The sequence below is a fragment of the Burkholderia sp. A2 genome (genome assembly GCF_001729305.1).
Lineage (GTDB): Bacteria > Pseudomonadota > Gammaproteobacteria > Burkholderiales > Burkholderiaceae > Burkholderia > Burkholderia sola.
The window spans coordinates 158,217-183,622 of the sequence record NZ_LZXX01000091.1 but is presented as its reverse complement, the minus strand read 5'-3'; the positions used below and the strand labels follow the sequence as shown (position 1 = coordinate 183,622).

The 25,406-nt window shown below is 65.5% G+C and carries 23 protein-coding genes; 20 read left to right on the top strand and 3 right to left on the bottom strand.

The genetic code is table 11. The features are described from left to right. Window positions 1-54: 54 nt before the first annotated feature. Window positions 55-948 (bottom strand): phenylalanine 4-monooxygenase, encoded by an 894-nt coding sequence (gene phhA / locus A9Z05_RS15145; RefSeq protein ID WP_069618794.1) that lies wholly within the window; start codon window positions 946-948, stop codon window positions 55-57. A 138-nt stretch (window positions 949-1,086) separates the two neighbouring features. On the opposite strand from phhA, the gene A9Z05_RS15140 reads away from it, so the two are divergent. Then, window positions 1,087-1,572 carry an Lrp/AsnC family transcriptional regulator gene (locus A9Z05_RS15140; RefSeq protein ID WP_006408082.1) on the top strand — a complete coding sequence of 162 codons (486 nt, stop codon included), beginning with the start codon at window positions 1,087-1,089 and terminating at the stop codon, window positions 1,570-1,572. Window positions 1,573-1,638: 66 nt separating this feature from the next. Here the strand turns inward: A9Z05_RS15140 and A9Z05_RS15135 are convergent, their stop codons facing one another. Continuing rightward, a complete protein-coding gene (locus tag A9Z05_RS15135) occupies window positions 1,639-2,172 on the bottom strand; it encodes a class IV adenylate cyclase (protein ID WP_069618793.1) in 534 nt (177 codons plus the stop codon). 195 nt (window positions 2,173-2,367) lie between these two features. Next, window positions 2,368-3,267 (bottom strand): LysR family transcriptional regulator, encoded by a 900-nt coding sequence (locus A9Z05_RS15130; RefSeq protein WP_069618792.1) that lies wholly within the window; start codon window positions 3,265-3,267, stop codon window positions 2,368-2,370. 162 nt (window positions 3,268-3,429) lie between these two features. Here A9Z05_RS15130 and A9Z05_RS15125 point away from each other — a divergent pair, with 162 nt between their 5' ends. The 19 genes from A9Z05_RS15125 (at window position 3,430) to A9Z05_RS15035 (ending at window position 25,406) form a co-directional block, all read left to right on the top strand. Beyond that, window positions 3,430-5,115: a GMC family oxidoreductase gene (locus tag A9Z05_RS15125; protein WP_069618791.1), complete on the top strand. Its 1,686-nt coding sequence runs from the start codon at window positions 3,430-3,432 to the stop codon at window positions 5,113-5,115. Window positions 5,116-5,545: 430 nt separating this feature from the next. After that, window positions 5,546-6,325 carry an ABC transporter ATP-binding protein gene (locus A9Z05_RS15120; protein WP_006477266.1) on the top strand — a complete coding sequence of 260 codons (780 nt, stop codon included), beginning with the start codon at window positions 5,546-5,548 and terminating at the stop codon, window positions 6,323-6,325. Beyond that, complete coding sequence (locus A9Z05_RS15115) at window positions 6,322-7,077, top strand: ABC transporter ATP-binding protein (protein ID WP_050015804.1); 756 nt, start codon at window positions 6,322-6,324, stop codon at window positions 7,075-7,077. The genes A9Z05_RS15120 and A9Z05_RS15115 overlap by 4 nt, the downstream gene beginning before the upstream one ends. Window positions 7,078-7,154: 77 nt before the next feature. Continuing rightward, the gene (locus A9Z05_RS15110) at window positions 7,155-8,354 is read left to right on the top strand and encodes an ABC transporter substrate-binding protein (protein ID WP_069618790.1); all 1,200 of its coding nucleotides are present in this window, start codon (window positions 7,155-7,157) and stop codon (window positions 8,352-8,354) included. A 127-nt stretch (window positions 8,355-8,481) separates the two neighbouring features. After that, on the top strand, window positions 8,482-9,366 hold the full coding sequence (locus tag A9Z05_RS15105) for a branched-chain amino acid ABC transporter permease (protein ID WP_069618789.1): 885 nt from the start codon (window positions 8,482-8,484) through the stop codon (window positions 9,364-9,366). Then, entirely contained in the window at window positions 9,366-10,343 is a 978-nt protein-coding gene (locus A9Z05_RS15100; protein ID WP_069618788.1) for a branched-chain amino acid ABC transporter permease, read from the top strand. Before A9Z05_RS15105 ends, A9Z05_RS15100 begins: the two co-directional genes overlap by 1 nt. A 1,061-nt stretch (window positions 10,344-11,404) precedes the next feature. Next, window positions 11,405-12,562: an ABC transporter substrate-binding protein gene (locus A9Z05_RS15095; RefSeq protein WP_069618787.1), complete on the top strand. Its 1,158-nt coding sequence runs from the start codon at window positions 11,405-11,407 to the stop codon at window positions 12,560-12,562. Window positions 12,563-12,732: 170 nt separating this feature from the next. Next, complete coding sequence (locus A9Z05_RS15090) at window positions 12,733-13,788, top strand: branched-chain amino acid ABC transporter permease (RefSeq protein ID WP_069618786.1); 1,056 nt, start codon at window positions 12,733-12,735, stop codon at window positions 13,786-13,788. A 4-nt stretch (window positions 13,789-13,792) separates the two neighbouring features. Next, the gene (locus A9Z05_RS15085; protein WP_084044263.1) at window positions 13,793-15,577 is read left to right on the top strand and encodes an ATP-binding cassette domain-containing protein; all 1,785 of its coding nucleotides are present in this window, start codon (window positions 13,793-13,795) and stop codon (window positions 15,575-15,577) included. After that, entirely contained in the window at window positions 15,577-16,332 is a 756-nt protein-coding gene (locus A9Z05_RS15080) for an ABC transporter ATP-binding protein (protein ID WP_069618785.1), read from the top strand. The genes A9Z05_RS15085 and A9Z05_RS15080 overlap by 1 nt, the downstream gene beginning before the upstream one ends. A 514-nt stretch (window positions 16,333-16,846) precedes the next feature. After that, window positions 16,847-18,826, top strand: a complete 1,980-nt coding sequence (gene mnmG, locus A9Z05_RS15075) for a tRNA uridine-5-carboxymethylaminomethyl(34) synthesis enzyme MnmG (RefSeq protein WP_069618784.1) — start codon at window positions 16,847-16,849, stop codon at window positions 18,824-18,826. Continuing rightward, entirely contained in the window at window positions 18,823-19,509 is a 687-nt protein-coding gene (rsmG, locus tag A9Z05_RS15070) for a 16S rRNA (guanine(527)-N(7))-methyltransferase RsmG (RefSeq protein WP_069618783.1), read from the top strand. Before mnmG ends, rsmG begins: the two co-directional genes overlap by 4 nt. A 51-nt stretch (window positions 19,510-19,560) precedes the next feature. Then, window positions 19,561-20,340: a ParA family protein gene (locus A9Z05_RS15065; RefSeq protein ID WP_050015824.1), complete on the top strand. Its 780-nt coding sequence runs from the start codon at window positions 19,561-19,563 to the stop codon at window positions 20,338-20,340. Window positions 20,341-20,371: 31 nt separating this feature from the next. After that, window positions 20,372-21,265: a ParB/RepB/Spo0J family partition protein gene (locus A9Z05_RS15060; RefSeq protein ID WP_069618782.1), complete on the top strand. Its 894-nt coding sequence runs from the start codon at window positions 20,372-20,374 to the stop codon at window positions 21,263-21,265. Between the two features lie 10 nt (window positions 21,266-21,275). Next, window positions 21,276-22,406, top strand: a complete 1,131-nt coding sequence (locus tag A9Z05_RS15055; RefSeq protein WP_069618781.1) for an SLC13 family permease — start codon at window positions 21,276-21,278, stop codon at window positions 22,404-22,406. A gap of 568 nt (window positions 22,407-22,974) precedes the next feature. Then, a complete protein-coding gene (locus A9Z05_RS15050) occupies window positions 22,975-23,499 on the top strand; it encodes an ATP synthase subunit I (RefSeq protein ID WP_050015828.1) in 525 nt (174 codons plus the stop codon). Between the two features lie 110 nt (window positions 23,500-23,609). Beyond that, complete coding sequence (gene atpB / locus A9Z05_RS15045; protein WP_006477281.1) at window positions 23,610-24,461, top strand: F0F1 ATP synthase subunit A; 852 nt, start codon at window positions 23,610-23,612, stop codon at window positions 24,459-24,461. Window positions 24,462-24,536: 75 nt separating this feature from the next. After that, entirely contained in the window at window positions 24,537-24,806 is a 270-nt protein-coding gene (gene atpE / locus A9Z05_RS15040; RefSeq protein ID WP_006482730.1) for a F0F1 ATP synthase subunit C, read from the top strand. Between the two features lie 129 nt (window positions 24,807-24,935). After that, entirely contained in the window at window positions 24,936-25,406 is a 471-nt protein-coding gene (locus A9Z05_RS15035) for a F0F1 ATP synthase subunit B (protein ID WP_006477283.1), read from the top strand.

The window sequence follows — 25,406 nt, the reverse complement described above, 5'->3', positions numbered from 1 at the left end:
CGACGGGCGGCCGGCCGACGGTCGTCGGCACCCCGTGCCGCGGCGCCCCGCGCGTTACGCGTCGGCGTCGTCGGGCCACCCTTCGCCCGTGCCGCGATGCAGCACACGATCGGTGTCGAGCACCGCGCCGGCCGCGAATTCGGGCAACCCCGCGAGCCGGTCGGCCAGCGCGCGGCCATCGACGTCGGCGAGCGCGAACAGCTGCGCGAAATCGTCGATCACGAAGTAGGTCTTCTGGAACGTGTCGATCCGGTACTTCGTGCGCATCACGCGCTCCAGGTCGAACCCGAGCCGGTTCGGCGCCGCGCTTTCGAGGCTGTACAGGCTTTCGCCCTTGCTCGACACGATCCCGGCGCCGTAGATCGACAGCCCGTTCGTGCCGCGCGGGTCGCGGATCAGCCCGAATTCCACCGTATACCAATAGAGGCGCGCGAGCCGCGCCAGCGCCGCTTCGTCGTCGGCGACCGCGAGCGCGGTGCGGCCGTACGCCTGCATGTAGTCGGCGAACACCGGATCGATCAGCAGCGGCACGTGGCCGAACAGGTCGTGGAAGCAGTCGGGTTCCTGCAGGTAGTCGAGCTGGTCGGGACGGCGCATCCACCAGGTGACCGGGAAACGCCGGTTCGCGAGATGCGCGAAGAACACGCGGTCTGGCACGAGGCCGGGCACCGCGACGATTTCCCAGCCGGTCGCGGGCTTCAACTGGCGATTCACGTCGGCGAACGACGGCACGCGATCGGCCGGCAGCTCGATCTTGCCGAGCCCGGCGACGAACGCGTCGCACGCGCGGCCGCGCAGCAGCGCCGACTGGCGCGCATAGAGCTGCTTCCACACCGCGTGGTCGACCTGGCCGTAGCGCTGCAGCGGCTGGTCGATGGTGATATCGGCGCGGGTTTCGAGGCCCGCGTCGAACTGCTCCTGCAGTTTCGCGGTGACGACGGTGGACATGATCAGGCTCGGCACGCTGTGGTTGGGACCATGCAAGTGTAGAGCGGACGACGCGCGGATTGAGCGCATAGTTGGCATAAATTTGCTTGGTGATGCGATAATTGCGCATCAAATAATGGATCAATGCGGAGAATGCTCATGCTGGAACTCGATCACTTCGATCTCGCGCTGCTGGACGTGCTGCAGCGCTTCGGTCGCGCGACGCATCAGCAGTTGGGCGAGGAGGTGCCGCTGTCGCCGTCGCAGATCGGTCGGCGGCTGCAGCGGCTGGAAGCGGCCGGCGTGATCGAAGGCTACCGCGTGATGCTGCGGCCCGAAAAACTCGGGCTCGGCGTGACCGCGTTCACGAGCCTGAAGCTCAAGCATCACGGCGATTCGATCATCGAGCAGTTCCAGCAGCAGATCGACGTGCTGCCCGAAGTGCTCGAATGCCATGCGGTGGTGGGCGATGCCGACTACCTGCTGCGGATCGTCGCGCCGGATCTGAACGCGCTGTCGCAGTTCGTGATGAAGAAGCTGATGCGCGTGCCGGGCGTCGACAGCGTGCGCTCGAACATCGTACTGACGACCTTCAAGCGCAACGGTGCGTTGCCGCTCGCGCATCTGGCGCCGGGCGCCGCGTGACGGGGAGGCGGCCACGGCATCGGCGCTGAAGGCGGCACGCGCGGTACCACCTTCGACGGGGCCGGATCAGGCCGTTTCGGGCTGGGCGTCGGCGTTCAACAGATCGACGTACGCGACCGCGACGAGATCGTCCTGCGCGACGCCGAGTTTCGCGAACACCTCGTGCGCTTCGGCTTCGCCGCCCGCTTCATCGTCGTCGGGGCCGAGCACGACTTCGAGTTCGATGAAATCGCCGAGGCCGTCAACGCGGTCGAGGTGGATGCGCGTGCGGCCGGCGAGGTATACGTGCCGCTCCTTCGTCACGATCCCGCGGGTGGTCAGCGCGGTCGCGAGCAGCGAATGCATCGCGTCGGGGTTCGTCACCGGGCTGCGCGTGTAGTACGACGCCTTCGGGCCGTCGCGATCGTCGCGCTGGTAGAAGATCAGCTCGGCCGGCGTGCCGTCCTCGAAGCGGCGCAGCTTGAGCCGGCCGCGCGGCACGTCATAGAAGAAATCCTGCTGGCGGTAGAAGAGCGGGGCTTCGGTCGCGAGCTGGGCCGCCCGTTCGCGCAGGCGGTCGAATTCGCGGGCGCGGGCTTTGATCTCGATGTTGCGGGCCATGCGGGTCTCCTTTAATCGGGGTCTCGCGGTGTGCGAACGCACAATCTAGCAAAAAGCCTGCGGTGGTGGCGTGACGCGCGGACGGGACGCGGCGACACGACGCGGGGCACGCGATTCCGCTCCCGACGGCGATCCGCCGTATGCGTCAGGTGCCGAAATCCGCTGCGTAACCGGCCGCATCGACATCAGCCACGCTCATATCGCCCACTGCGCGTCGATCAACCGCAGCGCGGCCGCGATCGCCGGCTCGTCGCGCCGCTCGGCGAGCGTCACGAACGTCAGCTCGGTCGGCACCGTCACGCGTTCGACGATCGTCAGCGCATGCGCGTGCGCCTCGGCCAGCGCGGTCGAATCCCGCGCGAGCGTCAACCCGATCCCCGATTTGACGAGATCGAGCATCGATTGCTCCTGGTCGACCTCGGCGACCTTCACCGGCTGCGCGCCGGCCGTCGCGAAGAGGCGCGACAGCAGCCGGTGGTGCGCGGACGCGGGTGGCGTCCAGATCCACGGCAGCGCGGCGAGCGCGCGCCAGTCGCGCGCGCGCTGTACGCGCTCCTTCCAGCCGGCCGGCGCGAGCACGCGGTATTCGAAGCGCGTGAGCGTGACCGTGTGGAACAGCGCGCCGTCGCGCGGCGAATCGTCGTCGGGCCGGCCGATGTAGTAGCCGACGTCGAGCGCCTGCGCGCGCACCTGTTCGAGCACCCAGCCCGACATCCCGTGGCGCAGCGCCGTTTCGATCTGCGGATGGGTCTCGACCAGCGCGCGCAGGAAGCCGCCGAGCCGCAGGAAGCCCGGATCGAGGATCGTGCCGATCCGCAGCCGGCCGCGCACCTCGTGCCGCAGCGCGGCAGCGGCCCGCTGCACGTCTGCCGCTGCGGCGAGCGCGCGCTCCGCGTGCGGCAGCAGCGTCTGCCCGTCGCGCGTGAGCGCGAGCCCGCGCGACGTGCGCGTGAACAGCACGACGCCGAGCGTTTCCTGCAGATGCTTGATCTGCAGGCTGACGGCCGGCTGCGTCAGATGCAGCTGCACGGCGGCGCGCGTCAGGTTGCCTTCGCGGGCGACCGTCGCGAACGCGCGAAGCAGGGTGAGATCCATCGTCGTGATATGAGCGTGGCTTATAACGCAGTTCAGCATAACTCATTGGATCGGCGGCCGGGCGCGGGAGTACGCTGCTTCGATCGCGTCGTCCGCGACGCACTATGCTGAAAGCGACGCGCGGAATCGATGCGCGGTACACAACAAATCAGGAGACACGCCGTGAGTACTCAACGCACGCTCGAGGGCGAATTCGACTATGTGATCGTCGGCGCGGGCACCGCGGGCTGCGTGCTTGCGAACCGCCTGACGGAGGATCCCGACATCAGCGTGCTGCTGCTCGAAGCGGGCGGCAAGGACGACTATCACTGGATCCATATCCCGGTCGGCTATCTGTACTGCATCGGCAACCCGCGCACCGACTGGCTGTACAAGACGCAGCCGGAGGCGGCGCTCAACGGCCGCGCACTGTCGTATCCGCGCGGCCGCGTGCTCGGCGGCTGCTCGTCGATCAACGGGATGATCTACATGCGCGGCCAGCGCGAGGATTACGACAACTGGGCGCACGAAACCGGCGACGCCGGCTGGTCGTGGGACAGCGTACTGCCGATCTTCAAGCGCAGCGAGGATCACCATGCGGGCGCGAGCGATGCGCACGGCGCGGGCGGCTACTGGCGCGTCGAGAAGCAGCGGCTGCGCTGGGAGATCCTCGAATCGTTCGCGCAGGCCGCGCAGCAGACGGGCATTCCCGCCACCGACGATTTCAACCGCGGCGACAATGCCGGGGTCGGCTACTTCGAAGTGAACCAGAAGCGCGGCGTGCGCTGGAATACGTCGAAGGCGTTCCTGCGGCCCGCGATGGCGCGCCCGAACCTGACCGTGATCACCGGCGCGCATGCGCAGCGCGTGATCTTCGACGGGCGGCGCGCGGTCGGCGTCGAGTACCGCGGCGGCGGCGCCGATTACGTCGCGCGGGCACGTTCGGAAGTGCTGCTGACGTCGGGCGCGGTGAACTCGCCGCAACTGCTCGAACTGTCGGGTGTCGGCGACGGCCGGCGGCTGCAGGCGCTCGGCATCGACGTCGTGCAGGATCTGCCGGGCGTCGGCGAGAACCTGCAGGATCACCTGCAATTGCGGATGGCGTTTCGCGTCGACGGCGTGCGCACGCTCAACACCCTGTCCGCGCACTGGTGGGGCAAGCTGATGATCGGCGCCGAATATGCGCTGCTGCAGCGCGGTCCGATGTCGATGGCGCCGTCGCAGCTCGGCGCGTTCGCGAAATCGGATCCGGACGATCCCGCGCTCACGCGCCCCGATCTCCAGTACCACGTGCAGCCGCTGTCGCTCGAACGCTTTGGCGAGCCGCTGCACGGCTTCAACGCGTTTACGGCGTCGGTCTGCCATTTGCGGCCGACCTCGCGCGGCAGCGTGCACGTCACGAGCGCCGATCCGGGCAGCGCACCGACGATCGCGCCGAACTATCTGTCGACCGATCACGATCGTCACGTCGCCGCGAACGCGCTGCGCCTCACGCGCCGGATCGCATCCGCGCCGGCGCTCGCGCGCTATCGCCCCGAGGAAATCCTGCCGGGCCTGCAGTACCGGACCGAGGCCGAGCTGATCGACGCGGCCGGCGTCGTCGGCACGACGATCTTCCATCCGGTCGGCACGTGCCGTATGGGGCAGGCGGAGGATGAACGCGCGGTGGTCGACAGCCGGCTGCGCGTGCGCGGCATCGCGGGGTTGCGGATCGTCGATGCGTCGGTGATGCCGTTCATCACGTCGGGCAACACCAATTCGCCGACGCTGATGATCGCCGAGCGCGCGAGCGACATGATTCGTGCCGACCGCCGTGCGGCGCGCGAAACGACGTCGGTGCGAACCGAGGCCGCGGCGACGGCTGCATGACGGCTCGCTGACCCGCGCGCCAGCGGGCCGCGACGCGAATGCCCGCTGATTCGCTATGCGAAACAAGCTGCCGGCGCGTCCGCTCGAACGGCAAGATCCGTGCAAGCCGCGCCGTCGCGCGGCTTTTTTCATCGCGCGCGTGCCAGGCCATGCAGCAGTCAACGCGTGATGATGCACGTATCAAAAAAGCACGGTGAATGACCGCGCGCCGTCGGGTCCGATAGGGCGGCGACCCCTATAAGTGCAAATCCCGATGATTGCACTGCACCAACGGCGCGACAATGTTGCGCAATGTGCATACGCGTCGGCGCGGGAGACCACCCTCGAGGCGTACCACGGCGCCCGGGGCAGCCCGCTGATCCGCTGACCTGTTCGCGGCCGCTTGCGCCAGGCTTCCCGGTGCTTCGCCTGACTTCGTACGGAAGGGAACATGATTCTCGGCGACACGATTCTGGAAACACGCGGACTGACGAAGGAATTCAGGGGCTTTACCGCCGTGAACGGCGTCAACCTGCGTGTGCGTCGCGGCGCGATCCACGCATTGATCGGGCCGAACGGCGCGGGCAAGACCACCTGTTTCAACCTCCTCACCAAATTTCTGACGCCGACGGCCGGCCAGATCGTCTTCAACGGCATCGACATTACCGACGAGCGGCCCGCGCAGGTCGCGCGGCGCGGCATCATCCGCTCGTTCCAGATCTCGGCCGTGTTTCCGCACCTGACCGCGCTGCAGAACGTGCGCATCGGCCTGCAACGCGCGCTCGGCACCGAATTCCATTTCTGGCGCAGCGAACGCACGCTGAAGCGGCTCGACGATCGCGCGATGGACCTGCTCACGCAGGTCGGCCTCACCGATTTCGCGCACGTGCCGACCGTCGAGCTGGCCTACGGCCGCAAGCGCGCGCTCGAGATCGCGACGACGCTGGCGATGGAGCCCGAACTGATGCTGCTCGACGAGCCCACGCAGGGGATGGGCCACGAGGACGTCGACCGCGTGACCGCGCTGATCAAGAAGGTCGCGAGCGGCCGCACGATCCTGATGGTGGAACACAACATGAACGTGATCGCGGGGATCTCCGACACGATCACCGTCCTGCAACGCGGCGAGGTGCTGGCCGAAGGCTCGTATGCGGAAGTGTCGAAGAATCCGCTCGTCATCGAAGCCTACATGGGCAGCGCCGACGCGGCGCTCGCGGGGGCGCACGCATGAAGCACAGCGAACGGGAGGAACGCGAATTGAGCGGCGTCGAGAGCGGTACGCCTGCGCTGGAAATCACGGGCCTGGAGGCCTGGTACGGGGAATCCCACATATTGCACGGCGTCGACCTGACCGTGCATCGCGGCGAGGTCGTCACGCTGCTCGGCCGCAACGGCGCGGGCCGCACGACGACGCTGCGCGCGATCATGGGCCTCACGGGCCGCCGCAGCGGGTCGATCAAGGTCGCCGGGCACGAGACGATCGGCCTCGCGACGCATCGCATCGCGCATTACGGCATCGGCTATTGCCCGGAGGAGCGCGGGATCTTCTCGAGCCTGTCGTGCGAGGAGAACCTGATGCTGCCGCCGCTGATCGGGCCGCGCGAGCATTCGATGTCGCTCGACGAGATCTACGCGATGTTCCCGAACCTCGCGTCGCGCCGGCAGAGCCAGGGCACGCGGCTGTCCGGCGGCGAGCAGCAGATGCTCGCGGTCGCGCGAATTTTGCGCACCGGCGCGAACCTGCTGCTGCTCGACGAGATCTCCGAAGGCCTCGCGCCGGTGATCGTACAGGCGCTCGCACGGATGATCGTCGCGCTGAAGGCGCGCGGCTACACGATCGTGATGGTCGAACAGAATTTCCGCTTCGCCGCGCCGCTCGCCGACCGCTTCTACGTGATGGAGCACGGCAGCATCGTCGAGCATTTCCGCGCATCCGAACTGGAAGGCAAGATGCCGACCCTGCACGACCTGCTCGGAGTGTGACGCCGCGTCGTTTCCCTTGCCGCTAGCCGTGGCGGCCCTCGAACAACCACAACGCATCAGAACAACAGGAGACGTCAATGAAAATGAAGACCCTCGCACAGGCCTGTGTCGCGCTCGCGACCGCCGCGTTCGCCGCCGGCGCCGCGCACGCCGCGGATACCGTGAAGATCGGTTTCGTTACCGACATGTCGGGGCTTTATGCGGACATCGACGGCCAGGGCGGTCTCGAGGCGATCCGCATGGCGGTCGCCGACTTCGGCGGCAAGGTGCTCGGCAAGCCGATCGAGGTCGTGTACGCGGATCACCAGAACAAGGCGGACATTGCCGCGTCGAAGGCGCGCGAATGGATCGACCGCGGCGGGCTCGACCTGCTCGTCGGCGGCACGAATTCGGGGACGGCGCTGGCGATGGCCAAGCTCGCCGCGGAGAAGAAGAAGGTCTACATCAACATCGGCGCGGGCGCGGACACGCTGACGAACGAGGAGTGCACGCCGTACACGGTGCACTATGCGTACGACACGATGGCGCTCGCGAAAGGCACCGGCTCGGCGGTGGTGAAGCAGGGCGGCAAGACGTGGTTCTTCCTGACCGCGGACTACGCGTTCGGCAAGGCGCTCGAGAAGAACACGTCGGATGTCGTGAAGGCGAGCGGCGGACAGGTGCTGGGGGCGGTGCGGCATCCGCTGTCCGCGTCGGATTTCTCGTCGTTCCTGCTGCAGGCGCAATCGTCGAAGGCGCAGATTCTCGGCCTCGCGAACGCGGGCGGCGACACGATCAACTCGATCAAGGCCGCGAAGGAATTCGGCATCACGAAGACGATGAAGCTCGCCGGGCTGCTGATGTTCATCAATGACGTGCACAGCCTCGGCCTCGAGACGACGCAGGGCCTCGTGCTGACCGACAGCTGGTACTGGAACCGCGATGCGGCATCGCGCCAGTGGGCGCAGCGCTACTTCGGCAAGATGAAGAAGATGCCGTCGAGCCTGCAGGCGGCCGACTACTCGTCGGTGACGACCTACCTGAAGGCCGTGCAGGCCGCCGGGACGACCGACTCCGACAAGGTGATGGCCGAGCTGAAGAAGATCAAGATCAGCGACTTCTATGCAAAGGGCTATATCCGCCAGGACGGCAGCATGATCCACGACATGTACCTGATGGAAGTGAAGAAGCCGTCGGAATCGAAGGAGCCGTGGGACTACTACAAGGTGCTCGCGACGATTCCGGGCGAGCAGGCGTTCGGCACCAAGCAGGAAACGCGCTGCGCGTTGTGGAAGTAAGCATCGGATAGCGGCGCGCTCCGGCGCGCCGCACGGTGGCGGTGGCAGCGATGTGCCCGCTGCGCCGTCCGCTTGCGGGTGGCTCAAAGTTGCGTACGCAACGAAACTCATTCTGACGGCTAAGTCGATGGAAATCTTTGGCATTCCGTTGCCGGCGATGCTGAGCCAGTTGCTGCTCGGGCTCGTCAACGGCTCGTTCTACGCGATCCTGAGCCTCGGGCTCGCGGTGATCTTCGGGCTGCTCAACGTGATCAACTTCGCGCACGGCGCGCTGTTCATGCTGGGCGCGATGCTCGCGTGGATGGGGCTGTCGTATTTCGCGCTGCCGTACTGGGCGATGCTCGTGCTCGCGCCGTTGATCGTCGGCGCGTTCGGGATCGCGATCGAGCGCTCGATGCTGCGCTGGCTGTACAAGCTCGATCACCTGTACGGGCTGCTGCTCACGTTCGGCCTGACGCTCGTCGTCGAAGGCGTGTTCCGCTCGATCTACGGCGCATCCGGCCAGCCGTACGACGTGCCGTCGCAGCTGTCCGGCGCGACCAACCTCGGCTTCATGTTCCTGCCGAACTATCGCGCGTGGGTCGTCATCGCGTCGCTCGCGGTGTGCCTCGCGACGTGGTTCGTGATCGAGAAGACGCGCCTCGGCGCGTACCTGCGCGCGGGTACCGAGAACCCGAAGCTCGTCGAGGCGTTCGGCGTGAACGTGCCGATGATGATCACGCTCACCTACGGCTTCGGCGTCGCGCTCGCCGCGTTCGCGGGCGTGCTGGCGGCGCCGGTGATCCAGGTGTCGCCGCTGATGGGCCAGCCGATGATCATCACCGTGTTCGCGGTGGTGGTGATCGGCGGAATGGGCTCGATCCTCGGATCGATCGTCACGGGCCTGCTGCTCGGCGTGATCGAGGGCTTCACGCGCGTGTTCTATCCCGAAGCGTCGGCCACCGTCGTGTTCGTGATCATGGCGATCGTGCTGCTGTTCCGCCCGGCGGGCCTCTTCGGCAGGGAAAAATGATGCAGAGAAAAGTGCTCTACGGCGTACTGCTCGCCGCACTGCTCGCCGCGCCGTTCATCGGCGCGTATCCGGTGTTCGTGATGAAGGTGCTCGCGTTCGCGCTGTTCGCGGCCGCGTTCAACCTGCTGATCGGCTATACGGGGCTGCTGTCGTTCGGCCATGCGATGTTCCTCGCGACGGCCGGCTATGCGACCGGCTATTCGATGCAGACGCTCGGTTTCACGCCGGAACTCGGCGTGCTGGCCGGCACCGTCGCCGCGACGCTGCTCGGGCTCGTCGTCGGGCTGTTCGCGATCCGCCGGCAGGGCATCTACTTCGCGATGATCACGCTCGCGTTCGCGCAGATGGTCTACTTCATCTATCTGCAGGCGCCGTTCACGCACGGCGAGGACGGCCTGCAGGGCGTGCCGCGCGGCCGCCTGTTCGGGCTGCTCGACCTGTCGAACGACGTCACGCTGTACTACGTCGTGCTGGCGGCGGTCGTGGCCGCGTGCGCGTTCATCGTGCGGGTCGTCCATTCGCCGTTCGGCCAGGTGCTCGTCGCCATCAAGGAGAACGAAGCGCGCGCGATCTCGCTCGGCTACGACACCGACCGCTTCAAGCTGCTCGCGTTCGTCCTGTCGGCCGCGCTCGCGGGGCTGGCCGGCTCGTTGAAGGTACTGGTGCTCGGCTTCGAGACGCTGTCGGATGCGTACTGGACGATGTCGGGCCTCGTCGTGCTGATGACGCTCGTCGGCGGGATGGGCACGCTGTTCGGGCCGCTGCTCGGCGCCGCGCTGATCGTCGCGCTGGAAGACCGGCTCGGCGACATCGGCGAATGGCTCGCGTCGACGACCGGCGTCGCGTGGTTTCATTCGCTGGGCGAATCGACGACGATCGTCACCGGCCTGATCTTCATCGCATGCGTGCTGGCGTTCCGGCGCGGCATCGTCGGCGAGATGGTCGCGAGGATCAAGCCGCTCAGGGCGTCGTCGTGAGCATGCCGTGCGCGTCGCCCGCGTTGATGCGAAGCACCATCCGGCGCACGTCGGAAGGGCGTCGCCGCGGGCTCGGGCCATCGCCGCGCGGCAGGCTGGTGCCCCATTTTCGTGCGGCAATGCACCATAGGGGTAAATGCTAAGTTGTCGTGGTGCTTAAGCCTCTTTAAGATTCACCCTAGTTCTGATGCACCGCGAAATGAATTTGCAGGTGGAGAACGAGGAGACAATCGAGGCACAAAGTGCCCGGACCCCAAAGCGCTGTTGGACGGAATCCAACAGCGCTTTTTCATTTGCGTGCACGAATTCCCTCGATGGTGCATCGGCCCGCATGCCGGCCGATGGGGCTGCCTTCCGCGTTTGCATTCGCACCGCGTCTTTCCGCGCTTCGCCGCGTTCCTGTTGTTCCGTTTCCCGCGATCCGTTCGCAGATGATGCGCAATCCTGCACAGGCGCTCCGGGCTTACCCGGTTGGCGTGCGCGAAAGGCGTCCGTTACACTCGGCTTTCGCCGACCGTGCGGTCGGGAAAATCGGTCGGCAGTTCTCCTACAAGCAAAATGCAGAAGAGGGAGTACGGTTGGATGAGCAGCGCAGCACGGTGGACCGGGGCAGGAGACGCGGCGGGCGCCGTTCGTTGGTCATGGGTTGCCCGACGGGTCATCGGGGCATTTCCGAGCCGTTCCGCGGCCTGTATGCGCGTCCCGGCGCCATCGCGGGCCGTTGCGCTCGTGTCCGTCTCTGCATCCGTATGCGCAATCGCATGAGCGGCCGGCTTTCCGATATGTCATCGCTTGCCGCGCGTGCCGACCATCGATGCGCGCGCAACGAGCTTCCGCGCGCTTCCTCATTTCTTCGCTTTCTTCATCCTGACGACACCGCTGCTGCGCATCGTGACGGTCGAACGGCCGTTTCAATCGGCGCGCCGCGCATGGTGGCGTGTCGCGGGAAAACGAGCGTAGGCGCGGTCAGGCGAGATAGTTAAATTATTAACTTGTTTTGGGAACCGGGAGCCGCCCGAGCGACCCGTGGCTTTTTCGAGCAGCGTTTGGAGACAACGTAAATGAAGATGAATCGATGGATGGAGGCCCTGCTTGCCGCGGGCCTCGTGTGTGCGGCGGCCACGGCGTCGGCGCAGGTGAAGATCGGCGTGACGCTGTCGGCCACCGGGCCGGCCGCGTCGCTCGGGATTCCGGAAAAGAACACGATCGCGCTGCTGCCAAAGGAGATCGCGGGCAAGAGCGTGCAATACATCGTGCTGGACGACGCGTCCGACACGAGCCGTGCGGTGCAGAACGTGCGCAAGCTCATCGACGAGGACCACGTCGACGCGATCATCGGCTCGTCCGTCACGCCGAACTCGCTCGCGATGCTCGATCCGGTGTCGCAGGGCAAGACGCCGACGATCTCGCTCGCGGCGAGCGCGCAGATCATCGCGCCGATGGACGCGAAGCGCGCATGGATGTTCAAGGTGCCGCAGAACGACCAGTTGATGGCCGATGCGATCGCCGGCTACATGGCGAAGCACGGCGTGAAGACGGTCGGCTTCATCGGCTTCGCCGATGCGTACGGCGACAGCTGGTACAAGACGTTCGACGCGGCGGCCGCGAAGAACGGGCTGAAGCTCGTGTCGAACGAACGTTACAACCGGACCGACGCGTCGGTGATGGGACAGGTGCTGAAGCTGCTGGGCTCGAACCCGGATGCGGTGCTGATCGCCGGCTCCGGCACGCCGGCGGCGCTGCCGGCCAAGACGCTGAAGGAGCGCGGCTACAAGGGCAAGGTCTACCAGACGCACGGCGTCGCCAACAACGATTTCCTGCGCGTGTGCGGCAAGGATTGCGAAGGCGAGATCCTGCCGGCCGGCCCCGTGCTCGTGACCGACCAGCTGCCCGATTCGAATCCGGTGAAGAAGCCGGCGCTCGGCTACAAGGCCGCGTACGAGAAGGCTTACGGCGCGGGTTCGCTGTCGACCTTCGGCGGCCATGCGTGGGATGCGGGTCTGCTGCTGCAGCGGGCGATCCCGGACGCGCTGAAGAAGGGCCAGCCGGGCACCGAGGCGTTCCGCGAAGCGCTGCGCGCGTCGATCGAAAGCGTGAAGGACCTGCCCGTCTCGCACGGCGTGATCAACATGACGGCGACCGATCACAATGGCTTCGATACGCGTGCACGCGTGATGGTGCAGATCGTCGACGGCAAGTGGAAGTTGCAGGGCGAGTAAGCATCACGTGAAACCGGCACGCGGGGCGCGAACGGCGCCGCGCATGCCGTCGGCAGGGCGGCGCGCGTCACGGCCGCATCCGTGCCGCCTGGAACGGCCGGGGCCCGCCGCGCGCCACGGCCGTTTCCGCCTTTCGTTTCTCCGCAGCATTCTCTCGATACACGAAACGTATGGATCTCTCGATTGCGGCGATCCTCGCGCAAGACGGCATCACGACCGGCGCCATTTATGCATTGTTGTCGCTGGCGCTCGTGCTGGTGTTTTCCGTCACGCGGGTGATCTTCATTCCCCAGGGCGAATTCGTCGCCTACGGTGCGCTCACGCTGGCCGCGTTGCAGGCGCAGAAATTTCCCGCCACCTGCTGGCTGCTGTTCGTGATGGGCATCGCATGCTTCCTGCTCGAAGCCGGCGGCCTGATCCGGCATCGCGAACGCCGCCATCAGCTCGGCCGCACGCTCGCGACGCTCGGCAGCCGCTATATCCTGCTGCCGCTCGCGGTGTTCGCGATCACGCGCAGTTTTGCCGCGCAGCCGATGCCGATGCTCGCGCAGATCGCGCTGACGCTCGCGATCGTCGTGCCGATGGGGCCGTTCGTCTACCGGCTCGTGTACCAGCCGATCGCCGAAGGCACGACGCTGCTGCTGCTGATCGTGTCGGTCGCCGTCCATTTCGCGATGGTCGGCCTCGGCCTCGTGATGTTCGGCGCGGAAGGCTCGCGCACCAACGGGTTCTCGGACGCGTCGCTCGCGATCGGCAGCATGACGGTGTCGGTGCAGAGCATCCTGGTCGTCGTCACGGCACTCGTGCTGATCGGCGCGCTCTACGTGTACTTCGGCCGCACGATCGCCGGCAAGGCGCTGCGCGCGACGTCGGTGAACCGGCTCGGTGCACGGCTCGTCGGCATCGGCACGACCGAAGCCGGGCGGCTCGCGTTCACGTTCGCGGCGGGGCTCGGCGTGCTGTCCGGGATCCTCGTCGGCCCGCTGACGACGATCTACTACGACTCGGGCTTCCTGATCGGCCTGAAGGGCTTCGTCGGCGCGATCATCGGCGGGCTCGTCAGCTATCCGCTCGCGGCCGCCGGCTCGTTGCTCGTCGGCGTGCTCGAATCGTATTCGTCGTTCTGGGCGAGCGCCTACAAGGAGGTGATCGTGTTCACGCTGATCATTCCGGTGCTGCTGTGGCGGAGCTTCGTGACGCCGCATGCGGAAGAGGAAGAGGAGTGACGCGATGAAGACGATGGTACGCAACAAGACCTTCTGGCTGTTTCTCGTGGTGCTGTTCGCATTGCCGGTGCTGCCCGGCGCGCTGCAGGTGCCCGAATACTGGATCACGCTGCTGAACTACATCGGCTTGTACGCGATCGTCGCGATCGGGCTCGTGCTGCTGACGGGCGTCGGCGGGATGACCAGCTTCGGGCAGGCCGCGTTCGTCGGCATCGGCGCGTATGCGACCGCGTTCCTGACGACGCGCTACGGCGTATCGCCGTGGCTCGCGCTGATCGTCGGCGTCGTGCTGACGGCGCTCGTCGCGCTCGTGCTCGGCGCGGTGACGATGCGGCTGTCCGGGCACTTCCTGCCGCTTGGCACGATCGCGTGGGGCCTTGCGCTGTTCTACCTGTTCGGCAACCTCGAACTGCTCGGCAAGTACGACGGGATCAACGGCATTCCGGCGCTGAACCTCTTCGGCATCGTGCTCGAAAGCGGCCGCAGCCTGTATTTCCTGATCTGGGCCGTGGTGCTGGCCGCGATCGTGTCGGTGCAGAACCTGCTCAACAGCAGGCCCGGCCGCGCGATCCGCGCGCTGCGCGGCGGCGGCGTGATGGCCGAGGCGATGGGCGTGAACACCGCGTGGATGCGCGTGGTGATCTTCGTCTACGCGGCCGTGCTCGCGGCGGTATCGGGCTTCCTGTACGCGCACCTGCAGCGCGCGGTGAACCCGACGCCGTTCGGCCTGAACCACGGGATCGAATTCCTGTTCATGGCCGTGGTGGGCGGCGTGTCGCACGTATGGGGCGCGGTGCTCGGCGCGGCGATCCTGACCGTGCTGCAGGATTACCTGCAGACGCTGCTGCCGAAGCTGCTCGGCTCGGAAGGCAACTTCGAGATCATCGTGTTCGGCGTGCTGATGGTGCTGCTGCTGCAGTACGCGCGCCAGGGCGTATGGCCGTTCGTCGCGAGGCTGTTCCCGCGCGGGCCGCGCGCGCATGTGCCGGAGCAGGCCGACCCGCTGCCGCAGCGCGCGAAGCCGGTGGCCGGCGAGCCGCTGCTCGTCGTCGACAACGCACGCAAGCAATTCGGCGGCCTCGTGGCCGTGAACGATGTCAGCTTCGACGTGAAAGCCGGGCAGATCATCGGGTTGATCGGCCCGAACGGGGCGGGCAAGTCGACTACGTTCAACCTCGTGACCGGCGTGCTGAAGCCGACCGGTGGCGCAATCACGTTCCGCGGCGAGCGCATCGACGGGCTGACGTCGCGTCAGATCGTCCGCCGCGGCATCGGCCGCACGTTCCAGCACGTGAAGCTGCTGCCGACGATGACGGTGCTCGAGAACGTCGCGATCGGCGCGCATCTGCGCGGTCATACCGGCGTGTGGCGCAGCATTGCGCGGCTCAATGCGCACGAGGAAGCGCAGCTGCTGGCCGAAGCCGCACGCCAGATCCGCCGTGTCGGACTCGAGACGCACATGTACGACGAAGCGGGGAGTCTCGCGCTTGGTCAGCAGCGGATTCTCGAAATCGCGCGGGCGCTGTGCTGCGATCCGACGCTGCTGCTGCTCGACGAGCCGGCCGCAGGGCTGCGTTACCAGGAGAAGCAGCAACTCGCCGACCTGCTGCGGCGGCTGAAGGCCGAAGGGATGAGCGTGTTGCTCGTGGAACATGACATGGATTTCGTGATGAACCTCACCGATCGACTGGTGGTGATGGAGTTCGGCACGCGGATCGCGGAAGGGCTGCCACAGGATGTGCAGCAGGACCCGGCCGTGCTTGAAGCGTATCTGGGCGGGGTGGAGTGATGACGGACACGACGATGCCGATTCTCGAAGTGCGCGGGCTGGCGGTGCGGTACGGGAAGGTGGAAGCGCTGCACGGTGCGGCAATCAAGGTCGGGGCGGGGCAGATCGTCAGCGTGATTGGCCCGAACGGCGCCGGTAAATCGACGCTGTTGAACGCGATCATGGGGGCGCTGCCGGTCACGGGGCACGCGTCGGGCGCGGTCGTGTATCGCGGCAACGACGTCAGCGCGTTGCCGGTCGAGCAGCGCGTCGCGCGCGGGATGTGCCTCGTACCGGAAAAGCGCGAGCTGTTCAGCACGATGACGGTCGAAGACAACCTCGTGCTCGGCGCGTACCGACGCAAGCAGGCGGGGGAATCGAACTTCCTCGATCAGATCGATCACGTGTTCGCGCTGTTTCCGCGGCTCAAAGAGCGCCGCAGGCAGGCGGCTGGCACGCTGTCCGGTGGGGAACGGCAAATGCTGGCGGTCGGCCGTGCGCTGATGGGCAAGCCCGACCTGCTGATGCTCGACGAGCCGAGCCTCGGGCTGGCGCCGCTGATCGTGAAGGAGATCTTTCATATCATCAGCGCGTTGCGCGGCACCGGCGTGGCGACGCTGCTGATCGAGCAGAATGCACGGGCGGCGCTGCAAATCTCCGACTACGGCTATGTGCTGGAAACGGGCGAGTTTGCACTGGAAGGGCCGGCGGCCGAGCTTGCGCAGAATCCGCGTGTGATCGAGACGTATCTTGGGTTAGCGAAGAAGACGGCTTAATTGCTGGTGCGGTGGACGCAAAACGGGCGGCGTGTTTCACGTGAAACACGCCGTTTTTGTTTGCGAGCCGGGCGCAGTTTCGCGTCTACGGTTCAAGGCCGGGGATAAGTCGGGCGGGAACAGGTGGAAGCGCTGTGCGGTGCCGCGCAGGTCGGTTCCACTGGTCGACGGTGCGTCGCACTTCTGTGGACAAGGGCCGGGACAAGCGACGGAAATGCTGTGTGGATAAGGGCACCGGGTCTCGGGTCCGGAGTGCGGGGCCGGCCCACAGACATTGGGCGGTTCGGCTGGGGCACACATGCTTTGCACAGGCCCGGCGATGTGCGTTGAATCGTTCATCGGCCACGCTGAACCGGACCTGCGACGGCAAATTTGCGTGTTCCCGACTAAAAAATCGCCGAAATGCACAGGCCCTACCATTCGGACGGCCTTCGGGCGAAAAGCGAACCCGCTATAATTCGGCCCATACATTTCTCAGATAGGTTCGTGCGCAGCTCCGCGTACGGAATCCACCATGCTTTTTCCCACAGAATTTGACGTCATCGTCGTCGGTGGCGGCCATGCCGGCACGGAAGCCGCGCTGGCGTCCGCCCGTATGGGCGCAAAGACACTGCTGCTGACCCACAACATCGAAACGCTTGGGCAGATGAGCTGCAATCCGTCGATCGGCGGCATTGGCAAGGGCCATCTGGTCAAGGAAGTCGACGCGCTGGGCGGTGCAATGGCCGCCGCGACGGATGAAAGCGGTATTCAGTTCCGGATCCTCAATTCGTCGAAGGGGCCGGCCGTGCGCGCGACGCGTGCACAGGCCGATCGCATCCTGTACAAGGCCGCGATCCGCCACCGGCTCGAAAACCAGCCGAACCTGTGGCTGTTCCAGCAGGCCGTCGACGATCTGATGGTCGAAGGCGACCGCGTGGTTGGCGCCGTCACGCAAATTGGTATCCGCTTCCGCGCGCGTGCAGTCGTGCTGACGGCCGGTACGTTCCTCGACGGCAAGATCCACGTCGGCCTGAACAACTATACCGGCGGTCGCGCGGGCGATCCGGCGGCCGTGTCGCTGTCGTCGCGCCTGAAGGAGCTGAAGCTGCCACAGGGCCGGCTGAAGACCGGTACGCCGCCTCGTATCGACGGCCGCACGATCGACTTCTCGAAGCTCGACGAGCAGCCGGGCGACCTCGATCCGATTCCCGTGTTCTCGTTCCTGGGCCGCGCGGAGCAGCATCCGCAGCAGCTGCCGTGCTGGGTTACGCATACGAACGAGCGCACGCACGACATCATTCGCGGCGGTCTCGACCGTTCGCCGATGTATACAGGCGTGATCGAAGGCGTCGGGCCGCGCTATTGCCCGTCGATCGAGGACAAGATCCACCGGTTCGCATCGAAGGAATCGCATCAGATCTTCCTCGAGCCGGAAGGGCTGACGACCAATGAGTTCTACCCGAACGGGATCTCGACGAGCTTGCCATTCGATGTTCAACTGGAGCTCGTGCATTCGATGCGCGGCCTCGAAAACGCGCACATCCTGCGTCCCGGTTACGCGATCGAGTACGACTACTTCGATCCGCGTGCACTGAAGGCGTCGCTCGAGACGAAGGCGATCAACGGACTGTTCTTTGCGGGTCAGATCAACGGGACGACCGGCTACGAAGAAGCGGCGGCGCAGGGTCTGCTGGCCGGCCTTAATGCGGGCCGCTACGTGCAGGAAAAGGATGCGTGGTGCCCGCGTCGTGACCAGGCGTATCTGGGCGTGCTGGTCGACGATCTCGTCACGCGCGGCGTGGCGGAGCCGTACCGGATGTTCACGAGCCGGGCCGAGTATCGCCTGAGCCTGCGCGAAGACAATGCCGACATGCGTCTGACCGAAATCGGCCGCGAGCTTGGGCTGGTGGACGATGCACGTTGGGACGCCTTCAGCCGGAAGCGCGACGCTGTTTCACGTGAAACCGAACGCCTGAAGTCCACGTGGGTTACGCCGAAGACGCTGCCTGCCGAGGATGCGACCGCGCTGCTCGGCAAGGCGATCGACCACGAGTACAGCCTCGCCGAGCTGCTGCGCCGCCCCGGTGTGAGCTACGACGGCGTGTGCGGGCTGAAGGACGGCGAGTGCGGCCCTGCGGAGCCGTTGACCGACGATCCGGTGCTGCTCGAGCAGATCAAGGAGCAGGTCGAGATCGGTATCAAGTATCAGGGCTATATCGAGCGCCAGGCATCGGAGATCGAGCGCAACGATGCGAACGAGAACACGCGCCTGCCGGACGGTATCGATTACCGCGAGGTTCGCGGTCTGTCGTTCGAGGTGAGCCAGAAGCTCAACGAGTTCCGGCCGGAAACGATCGGGCAGGCGTCCCGCATCTCGGGCGTCACGCCGGCGGCAATCTCGTTGCTGATGGTGCACCTGAAGCGTCGCGGCCTGGGCCGCCGTAGCGGCACGGCTGCAGAGGCCGCTACGGCCGCGGAGCAGGGGGACGACACCGTCCCGACGCAACAATGACGGCGCGTCGCGCGCCGGCGGTTAATCGGGACGTACTGGAACAGATGCTCGTCGAAGGTACGGCGGCACTCGACCTTACGCTGACGGATACGCAACGCAACCAGCTGCTCAACTATGTCGCGCTGCTCGGCAAGTGGAACGCGGTCTACAACCTGACTGCGATCCGCGATCCGAAGCAGATGCTGATCCAGCACATCCTCGATTCGCTTTCCATCGTTCCGCATCTGCGCGGCCGTGCGTCCGCGCGTGTGCTCGACGTCGGCTCGGGCGGCGGGCTGCCCGGTATCGTGCTGGCGATCGTCGAGCCGGGCTGGCAGGTCACGCTGAACGACATCGTGCAAAAGAAATCGGCGTTCCAGACGCAGATGCGCGCGGAGCTGAAGCTCGCGAACCTGTCGGTCGTTACCGGCCGGGTCGAATCGCTGCAGCCGGGTGTCGACGTGCCGGAAAAATTCGACATGATCGTATCGCGCGCTTTCGCGGACCTGTCCGACTTCGTTAAACTTGCTCGACATCTGGTCGCGCCAGGCGGATCAATCTGGGCGATGAAGGGCGTTCACCCGGACGACGAGATTGCACGGTTGCCGGAAGGCAGCCGCGTGAAGCAGACGATCCGGCTGGCGGTGCCGATGCTCGATGCGGAGCGGCATCTGTTCGAAGTGGCCGTCGACGACGCGAATTGAAGGCGCGCGGTAGCGCGCCGTTTGTTTGAAGGTAAAGGGAACACACCAACGATGGCAAAGATCTTCTGCGTTGCGAACCAGAAGGGGGGCGTCGGCAAGACGACGACATCGGTCAATCTCGCCGCAAGCCTTGCAGCGCAGGAGCAACGAGTCCTGCTGATCGATCTCGACCCTCAGGGCAACGCGACGATGGGCAGCGGGATCGACAAGGCCGCCTGCGAAGCAACCGTGTACGAAGTGCTGGTCGACGGCGTGTCGGTCACCGACGCGCGTGTGCGTCCGGAAGGCGTCACGTACGACGTGCTTCCCGCGAACCGTGAACTGTCCGGCGCCGAGATCGAACTGATCAGTATCGACAACCGCGAGCGCCGGCTGAAGGCCGCGCTCGAGCACGTGGCCGACGACTATGATTTCGTGCTGATCGATTGCCCGCCGACGCTGTCGCTGCTGACGCTGAACGGCCTGTGCGCGGCGCATGGCGTCGTGATCCCGATGCAGTGCGAGTACTTCGCACTGGAAGGGTTGTCGGATCTCGTCAACACGATCAAGCAGGTTCACGCGAACATGAACCGCGACCTGAAGATCATCGGCTTGCTGCGCGTGATGTTCGATCCGCGCATCACGCTGCAGCAGCAAGTTTCCGATCAACTGAAAGCGCACTTCGGCGACAAGGTGTTCGACGCGGTGATTCCGCGCAACGTGCGCCTGGCGGAAGCGCCGAGTTACGGGTTGCCGGGCGTGGTGTTCGATCGCAGCTCGCGTGGCGCGCAGGCGTATATCCAGTTCGGTGCCGAGATGATCGAACGCGTGCGCGCGTTCGAGGTGTCGTGATCCGGACATGAGCGAAGCGAGGAAGAAAGACATGAACGCGGTACCAAAGAAGAAGGGCTTGGGACGTGGCCTCGAAGCGCTGCTCGGCGGCAGTGCCGATATCACCGAAGCGGTGAAGATCGAAGGCGCACCGAACACGCTCGCGCTCGGCAAGCTGCAAGCCGGCAAGTACCAGCCGCGTACGCGGATGGACGAGGGCAGCCTGCAGGAGCTTGCGGCAAGCATTCGCGCGCAGGGCGTGATGCAGCCGATCCTGGTACGGCCCATTTCATCAGACAAATACGAGATCATCGCGGGCGAGCGGCGGTTCCGCGCGGCGCGCCTGGCCGGCCTCGATGAAGTACCCGTGCTGGTGAAGGACGTATCCGATCAGGCCGCCGCCGCGATGGCGCTGATCGAGAACATCCAGCGCGAGGACCTGAATCCGCTTGAAGAGGCGCATGGCATCCAGCGCCTGCTCGACGAGTTCGGTTTCACGCACGAACAGGCCGCCGAATCGGTCGGACGCTCGCGCAGTGCGGTGTCGAACCTGCTGCGCCTGCTGAACCTCGCGTCGCCGGTGCAGACGATGCTGCTGGCCGGCGATCTCGACATGGGGCACGCACGCGCGCTGCTCGCCGTCGATGCGGCCACGCAGATCGCGCTCGCGCACCAGGTGGTCAACAAGCGCATGTCGGTGCGCGAGACCGAGAAGCTCGTCGCACACACGACGAAGGAAGCGCCGGCCGTGAAGGCGCGTGCGAAGGACGATGGCGGTCGCGATACGCGTCGCCTCGAAGAGGAGTTGTCCGACCTGCTCGCGTCGACGGTGAAGATCAAGCTCGGCCGCCGCGGGCGAGGGCAGGTGCTGATCGACTTCGGCAACCTCGATGCGCTCGAGGGCATTCTCGCGCGATTGCGCGGTAACGTCGCAACAGAAGAATAACGGGGCAGGTATGCAGGAAACGGGCGCACCGGCGCCGCGCCGGTGGCTCGGCTGGCTTGCGCAGGAACCGGTACTGGCGGTGCTCGCACTTGGGCTGATCGTGCTGCAATGGGTGCGTCCGCAACCATTTTCGGTCCTCGCCGAACGCGTCGACTGGCAGACGGTCGCGACGCTCGCGGGCTTGCTGATGTTGACGAAGGCGCTCGAGCTGTCCGGCTGCCTGATGTGGCTCGCGCATCGCATCGTGCATCACGTGCATTCCGAGCGCGGGCTCGCGATGCTGCTTGTCGGCTTCGCCGCGGTGTTGTCGATGTGGCTCACCAACGACGTCGCGCTGTTCGTCGTCGTGCCGTTGATGGTGTCGCTGCGCGCGCTGACGCCGCTGCCGTTCCGACGGCTCGTGATCGTCGTCGCGCTGGCCGTCAATGCGGGGTCCGTCGCGACACCGCTCGGCAATCCGCAGAATCTTTTCCTGTGGCAATTGAGCGGCGTGTCGTTCGGCCGCTTCGTCGTTACGCTCGGACCGCTCGCCGTCGCGCTGATGGCGCTGTTGCTGGCGCTGACCGCGGTGATGTTCCGCGCGAAGCCGCTGGACCTGTCCGGCGACGCGGCGGCCTTTCCCGTACAACGCATGCACGCGCTGATCGCGGCGGTGCTGTTCGCCGCGTTCGTGCTGCTCGCCGATGCGCATCATCCGCTGCCGGGCCTCGTCGGAGTCGCGATCGTGCTGCTCGCCGTCAAACGCGACGCAGTCCTGAAGATCGACTGGCTGCTGCTGCTGATCTTCGTGCTGATGTTCGTCGTGCTGCGCAGCGCGGCTGCGCTGCCCGTCGTGCACGACGCGATCGCGCACGCGCAGCTCGATTCGCCGCTGCGCGTCTATGCCGCCGGCGCCGTGCTGTCACAGGTGATCAGCAATGTGCCGGCCGCGATCCTGCTGTCGGAATTCACGCACGACTGGCGCGCGCTTGCCTTCGGCGTGTCGGTCGGCGGCTTCGGTTTCGCGATCGGTTCGCTCGCGAACCTGATCGCGGTGCGTCTCGCGAAGGAGCCGCGCATGTGGCTGCCGTTCCACGTCGTTTCGATTCCGTTCGCGCTGGTGAGCGCGGCGCTCGGCGCGTGGCTGCTCATGCACGGTTGAGCGAGGCCGGTGCATGCGGCACAGGCGTGCCGTTCGGGTGCGGTGCGGGGCGCACAGCGTCCGTGGTGATCGAGCGTTGTGGACAAGTGTTGTCATCCACAGTCGAACGTCTGTGGCGGCGCGACAACTGATTGGATGAATCGATGCGCGAACATCCGGTCGAATTTCGCGCGTCGCGTGCGGTGATCCGGTCGCCGCGCGGTGCTTGTTCCGGAGCGTCGCGCCGAGTCGTTCCCGATTGCGGCATTGCACCGGATTTCCGGCGTCCATCGTGCGCGTCCTCCTGGCCCGCCTCGGGCATCGTTTCCCCGCCATTTGCCCCGTCGCCGGACTTTTTCGCGCAAGAAATACCGCTGCAAGAACCCGACCTTACAACTGTCATCGTACGTCGTCGAATCGGGCGTTTTTTCACATCATGAGGCGTCGTTTTACGCAGGTTTTTGTCGCGTCTAAAGCCTTGAATCACTTGCAACTATCGCTTACAATCGCCCGGATTTGTTAGCTAGGCACCCCTGAAAGCTTTCAGAAAGCTTGGGGTCGGGTTCAAGGATTTCAGCGGAAGATTGCGATGGCGGGTCAGGCGCCGGACGACAGGCACGATGATCAGCGCACGCAACGCACCGCTTCGGCGGCCGGCGAGCGGCGTGAATCCGACGATGACTGGGATGTCGAGCAGCAAGATAACAACATCGTTCCGCTGACGCGGGCCGAGGCCGAAAGGCTGTTCGGCCCGAACGTGAGCAAGCCCTCGCGCGTGACCCCCTACAAGGTGGTGTTCGCGCAAGTGGTCCTGTCCCTGGTTGCAACGCTGGCGTGGTGGCTGTTTTCGAAGTCGCCGGGCGCCGCTGCGCAATCCGCGTTTCTGGGCGGAGCGATCGGCTGGGTGCCCAGTGCGGTATTCGTGGCGCGACTGAAGGCAGGTGGCTCGGCCACCGTGATGAGCTGGGTGATGGGCGAAGCCCTGAAACTCGCTCTGACGATCGGGATGTTCACCGCGGTGGCGTTCGGCTGGGCCGGCGTGCACTGGGTGCCGTTCCTCGTCACGTACCTCGTCGTGCTGAAGACGTACTGGATCGCGCTGGCCTGGCGGTAAGGAACAAGCAGCGTGCGGTTTCGACAACGAACCGCACCGGCCCGTTCCCGCAATAGCGTGTTGCGGAACGGGGCAAAACGATTTTCGACAATTTGGGTGGCATTAACGATATGGCAGCTAGCGAAGGCACGCGCGGTCCGGATCCGTCCGAGTACATTGCGCACCACTTGCAGAATTTCTCCACCTCGCATCAGACGTCGATTTTCGACATCCACGTCTGGAATCTCGACACGCTGTTCTGGTCGATCGTTTGCGGCATCGTGACGATCGTCCTGCTGCGTCTGGCCGCCCGCAAGGCGACGTCGGGCGTGCCGGGCCGTTTCCAGTGCGCGATCGAAATGCTCGTCGAAATGGTCGAAGACCAGTCGAAGGCCATCGTCCACGGCAATCGCACCTTCATCGCGCCGCTCGCCCTCACGGTGTTCGTGTGGGTCGCGCTGATGAACTCCCTCGACTTCCTCCCGGTCGACCTGCCGGGCCGCGTGATCGGCCTGCTCGGTCTGTCGGACGTGATTTCCCACCATCGCATCGTCCCGACGGCCGACCTGAACGGCACGCTCGGCATCGCGCTCGGCGTGTTCGTCCTGATGATCTACTACAGCATCAAGATCAAGGGCGCGGGCGGCTTTGCGCATGAGCTGCTGTCGGCCCCGTTCGGCGGCCACCCGGCGCTGTGGATCCCGAACCTCGCGCTCAACATCGTCGAATACGTTGCAAAGACCGTTTCGCTCGGCATGCGGCTGTTCGGCAACATGTACGCGGGTGAGCTGTTGTTCCTGTTGATCGCCCTGCTCGGCAGCATGTGGAGCTTCGGTGGCGACGCAACGTTCCTCGGCTTCGTTGGTCATGTGATCGCGGGTAGCGTCTGGGCAATCTTCCACATCCTGATTGTTCTGTTGCAGGCATTCATTTTCATGATGCTGACGCTGGTGTATCTCGGCCAGGCGCACGACACGCACTAAGCGCGACGTGCAACAAAGAGTCTTCGTTTTAGTTTTTTAAATCTCAGTTCCAAGTCTTTTCACAAAGGAGTGATCATGCAAGCTTACATCGCCAACATCCAGGGTCTGACCGCCATCGGTATCGGCATCATCATCGGCCTGGGTGCAATCGGCGCCTGTATCGGTATCGCGCTGATGGGTGGCAAGTACATCGAAGCCTGCGCACGTCAGCCGGAACTCATCAACCCGCTGCAAACGAAGATGTTCCTGCTGGCTGGTCTGATCGACGCTGCATTCCTGATCGGCGTTGGTGTCGCAATGCTGTTCGCGTTCGCGAACCCGCTCCTGTCGAAGCTCGCAGGCTAAGGTTCCTCGGAAATATGCGTCCGGCGTGAGCCGGCGCAGGGCGGAACGGAGACTTGGGGCGCTGATCGAATGCAACTCGATGAGCGCCTTACCGTTTCATTTTTCCGGAATAGCAGATAAGGAAACACCGTGAATCTCAACGCAACTCTGTTTGCGCAAATGGTCGTGTTCCTGGTCCTCGCGTGGTTCACGATGAAATTCGTGTGGCCGCCGTTGATCAACGCCCTCGACGAACGTTCGAAGAAGATCGCCGACGGCCTCGCCGCCGCGGAGAAGGGCAAGGCGGAACTCGACGCAGCGCACAAGCGCGTGGACCAGGAACTCGCGCAGGCCCGCAACGACGGCCAGCAGCGCATCGCCGACGCTGAAAAGCGTGCCCAGGCGGTCGCCGAGGAAATCAAGGCCAACGCCCAGGCTGAAGCCGCCCGCATCGTCGCCCAGGCGAAGGCGGAAGCAGAACAGCAAATCGTGAAGGCGCGCGAAGCGCTGCGTGGCGAAGTCGCCGCGCTGGCCGTGAAGGGCGCCGAGCAGATCCTGAAGCGCGAAGTCGATCAAACGGCCCACGCCCAACTGCTGAATCAACTGAAAGCCGAGCTCTGA

What these genes read in the sequence shown, in the direction of transcription:
- atpE (WP_006482730.1), top strand. Translation starts at nt 24,537, where the DNA reads ATGCAAGCTTACATCGCCAACATCCAGGGTCTGACCGCCATCGGTATC.
- A9Z05_RS15095 (WP_069618787.1), top strand. Translation starts at nt 11,405, where the DNA reads ATGAAGATGAATCGATGGATGGAGGCCCTGCTTGCCGCGGGCCTCGTG.
- A9Z05_RS15115 (WP_050015804.1), top strand. Translation starts at nt 6,322, where the DNA reads ATGAAGCACAGCGAACGGGAGGAACGCGAATTGAGCGGCGTCGAGAGC.
- atpB (WP_006477281.1), top strand. Translation starts at nt 23,610, where the DNA reads ATGGCAGCTAGCGAAGGCACGCGCGGTCCGGATCCGTCCGAGTACATT.
- A9Z05_RS15130 (WP_069618792.1), bottom strand. Translation starts at nt 3,267, where the DNA reads ATGGATCTCACCCTGCTTCGCGCGTTCGCGACGGTCGCCCGCGAAGGC.
- A9Z05_RS15080 (WP_069618785.1), top strand. Translation starts at nt 15,577, where the DNA reads ATGACGGACACGACGATGCCGATTCTCGAAGTGCGCGGGCTGGCGGTG.
- A9Z05_RS15055 (WP_069618781.1), top strand. Translation starts at nt 21,276, where the DNA reads ATGCAGGAAACGGGCGCACCGGCGCCGCGCCGGTGGCTCGGCTGGCTT.
- A9Z05_RS15120 (WP_006477266.1), top strand. Translation starts at nt 5,546, where the DNA reads ATGATTCTCGGCGACACGATTCTGGAAACACGCGGACTGACGAAGGAA.
- A9Z05_RS15110 (WP_069618790.1), top strand. Translation starts at nt 7,155, where the DNA reads ATGAAAATGAAGACCCTCGCACAGGCCTGTGTCGCGCTCGCGACCGCC.
- A9Z05_RS15100 (WP_069618788.1), top strand. Translation starts at nt 9,366, where the DNA reads ATGCAGAGAAAAGTGCTCTACGGCGTACTGCTCGCCGCACTGCTCGCC.
- A9Z05_RS15105 (WP_069618789.1), top strand. Translation starts at nt 8,482, where the DNA reads ATGGAAATCTTTGGCATTCCGTTGCCGGCGATGCTGAGCCAGTTGCTG.
- rsmG (WP_069618783.1), top strand. Translation starts at nt 18,823, where the DNA reads ATGACGGCGCGTCGCGCGCCGGCGGTTAATCGGGACGTACTGGAACAG.
- A9Z05_RS15135 (WP_069618793.1), bottom strand. Translation starts at nt 2,172, where the DNA reads ATGGCCCGCAACATCGAGATCAAAGCCCGCGCCCGCGAATTCGACCGC.
- mnmG (WP_069618784.1), top strand. Translation starts at nt 16,847, where the DNA reads ATGCTTTTTCCCACAGAATTTGACGTCATCGTCGTCGGTGGCGGCCAT.
- A9Z05_RS15140 (WP_006408082.1), top strand. Translation starts at nt 1,087, where the DNA reads ATGCTGGAACTCGATCACTTCGATCTCGCGCTGCTGGACGTGCTGCAG.
- A9Z05_RS15050 (WP_050015828.1), top strand. Translation starts at nt 22,975, where the DNA reads ATGGCGGGTCAGGCGCCGGACGACAGGCACGATGATCAGCGCACGCAA.
- A9Z05_RS15085 (WP_084044263.1), top strand. Translation starts at nt 13,793, where the DNA reads ATGAAGACGATGGTACGCAACAAGACCTTCTGGCTGTTTCTCGTGGTG.
- A9Z05_RS15090 (WP_069618786.1), top strand. Translation starts at nt 12,733, where the DNA reads ATGGATCTCTCGATTGCGGCGATCCTCGCGCAAGACGGCATCACGACC.
- A9Z05_RS15065 (WP_050015824.1), top strand. Translation starts at nt 19,561, where the DNA reads ATGGCAAAGATCTTCTGCGTTGCGAACCAGAAGGGGGGCGTCGGCAAG.
- A9Z05_RS15060 (WP_069618782.1), top strand. Translation starts at nt 20,372, where the DNA reads ATGAACGCGGTACCAAAGAAGAAGGGCTTGGGACGTGGCCTCGAAGCG.
- phhA (WP_069618794.1), bottom strand. Translation starts at nt 948, where the DNA reads ATGTCCACCGTCGTCACCGCGAAACTGCAGGAGCAGTTCGACGCGGGC.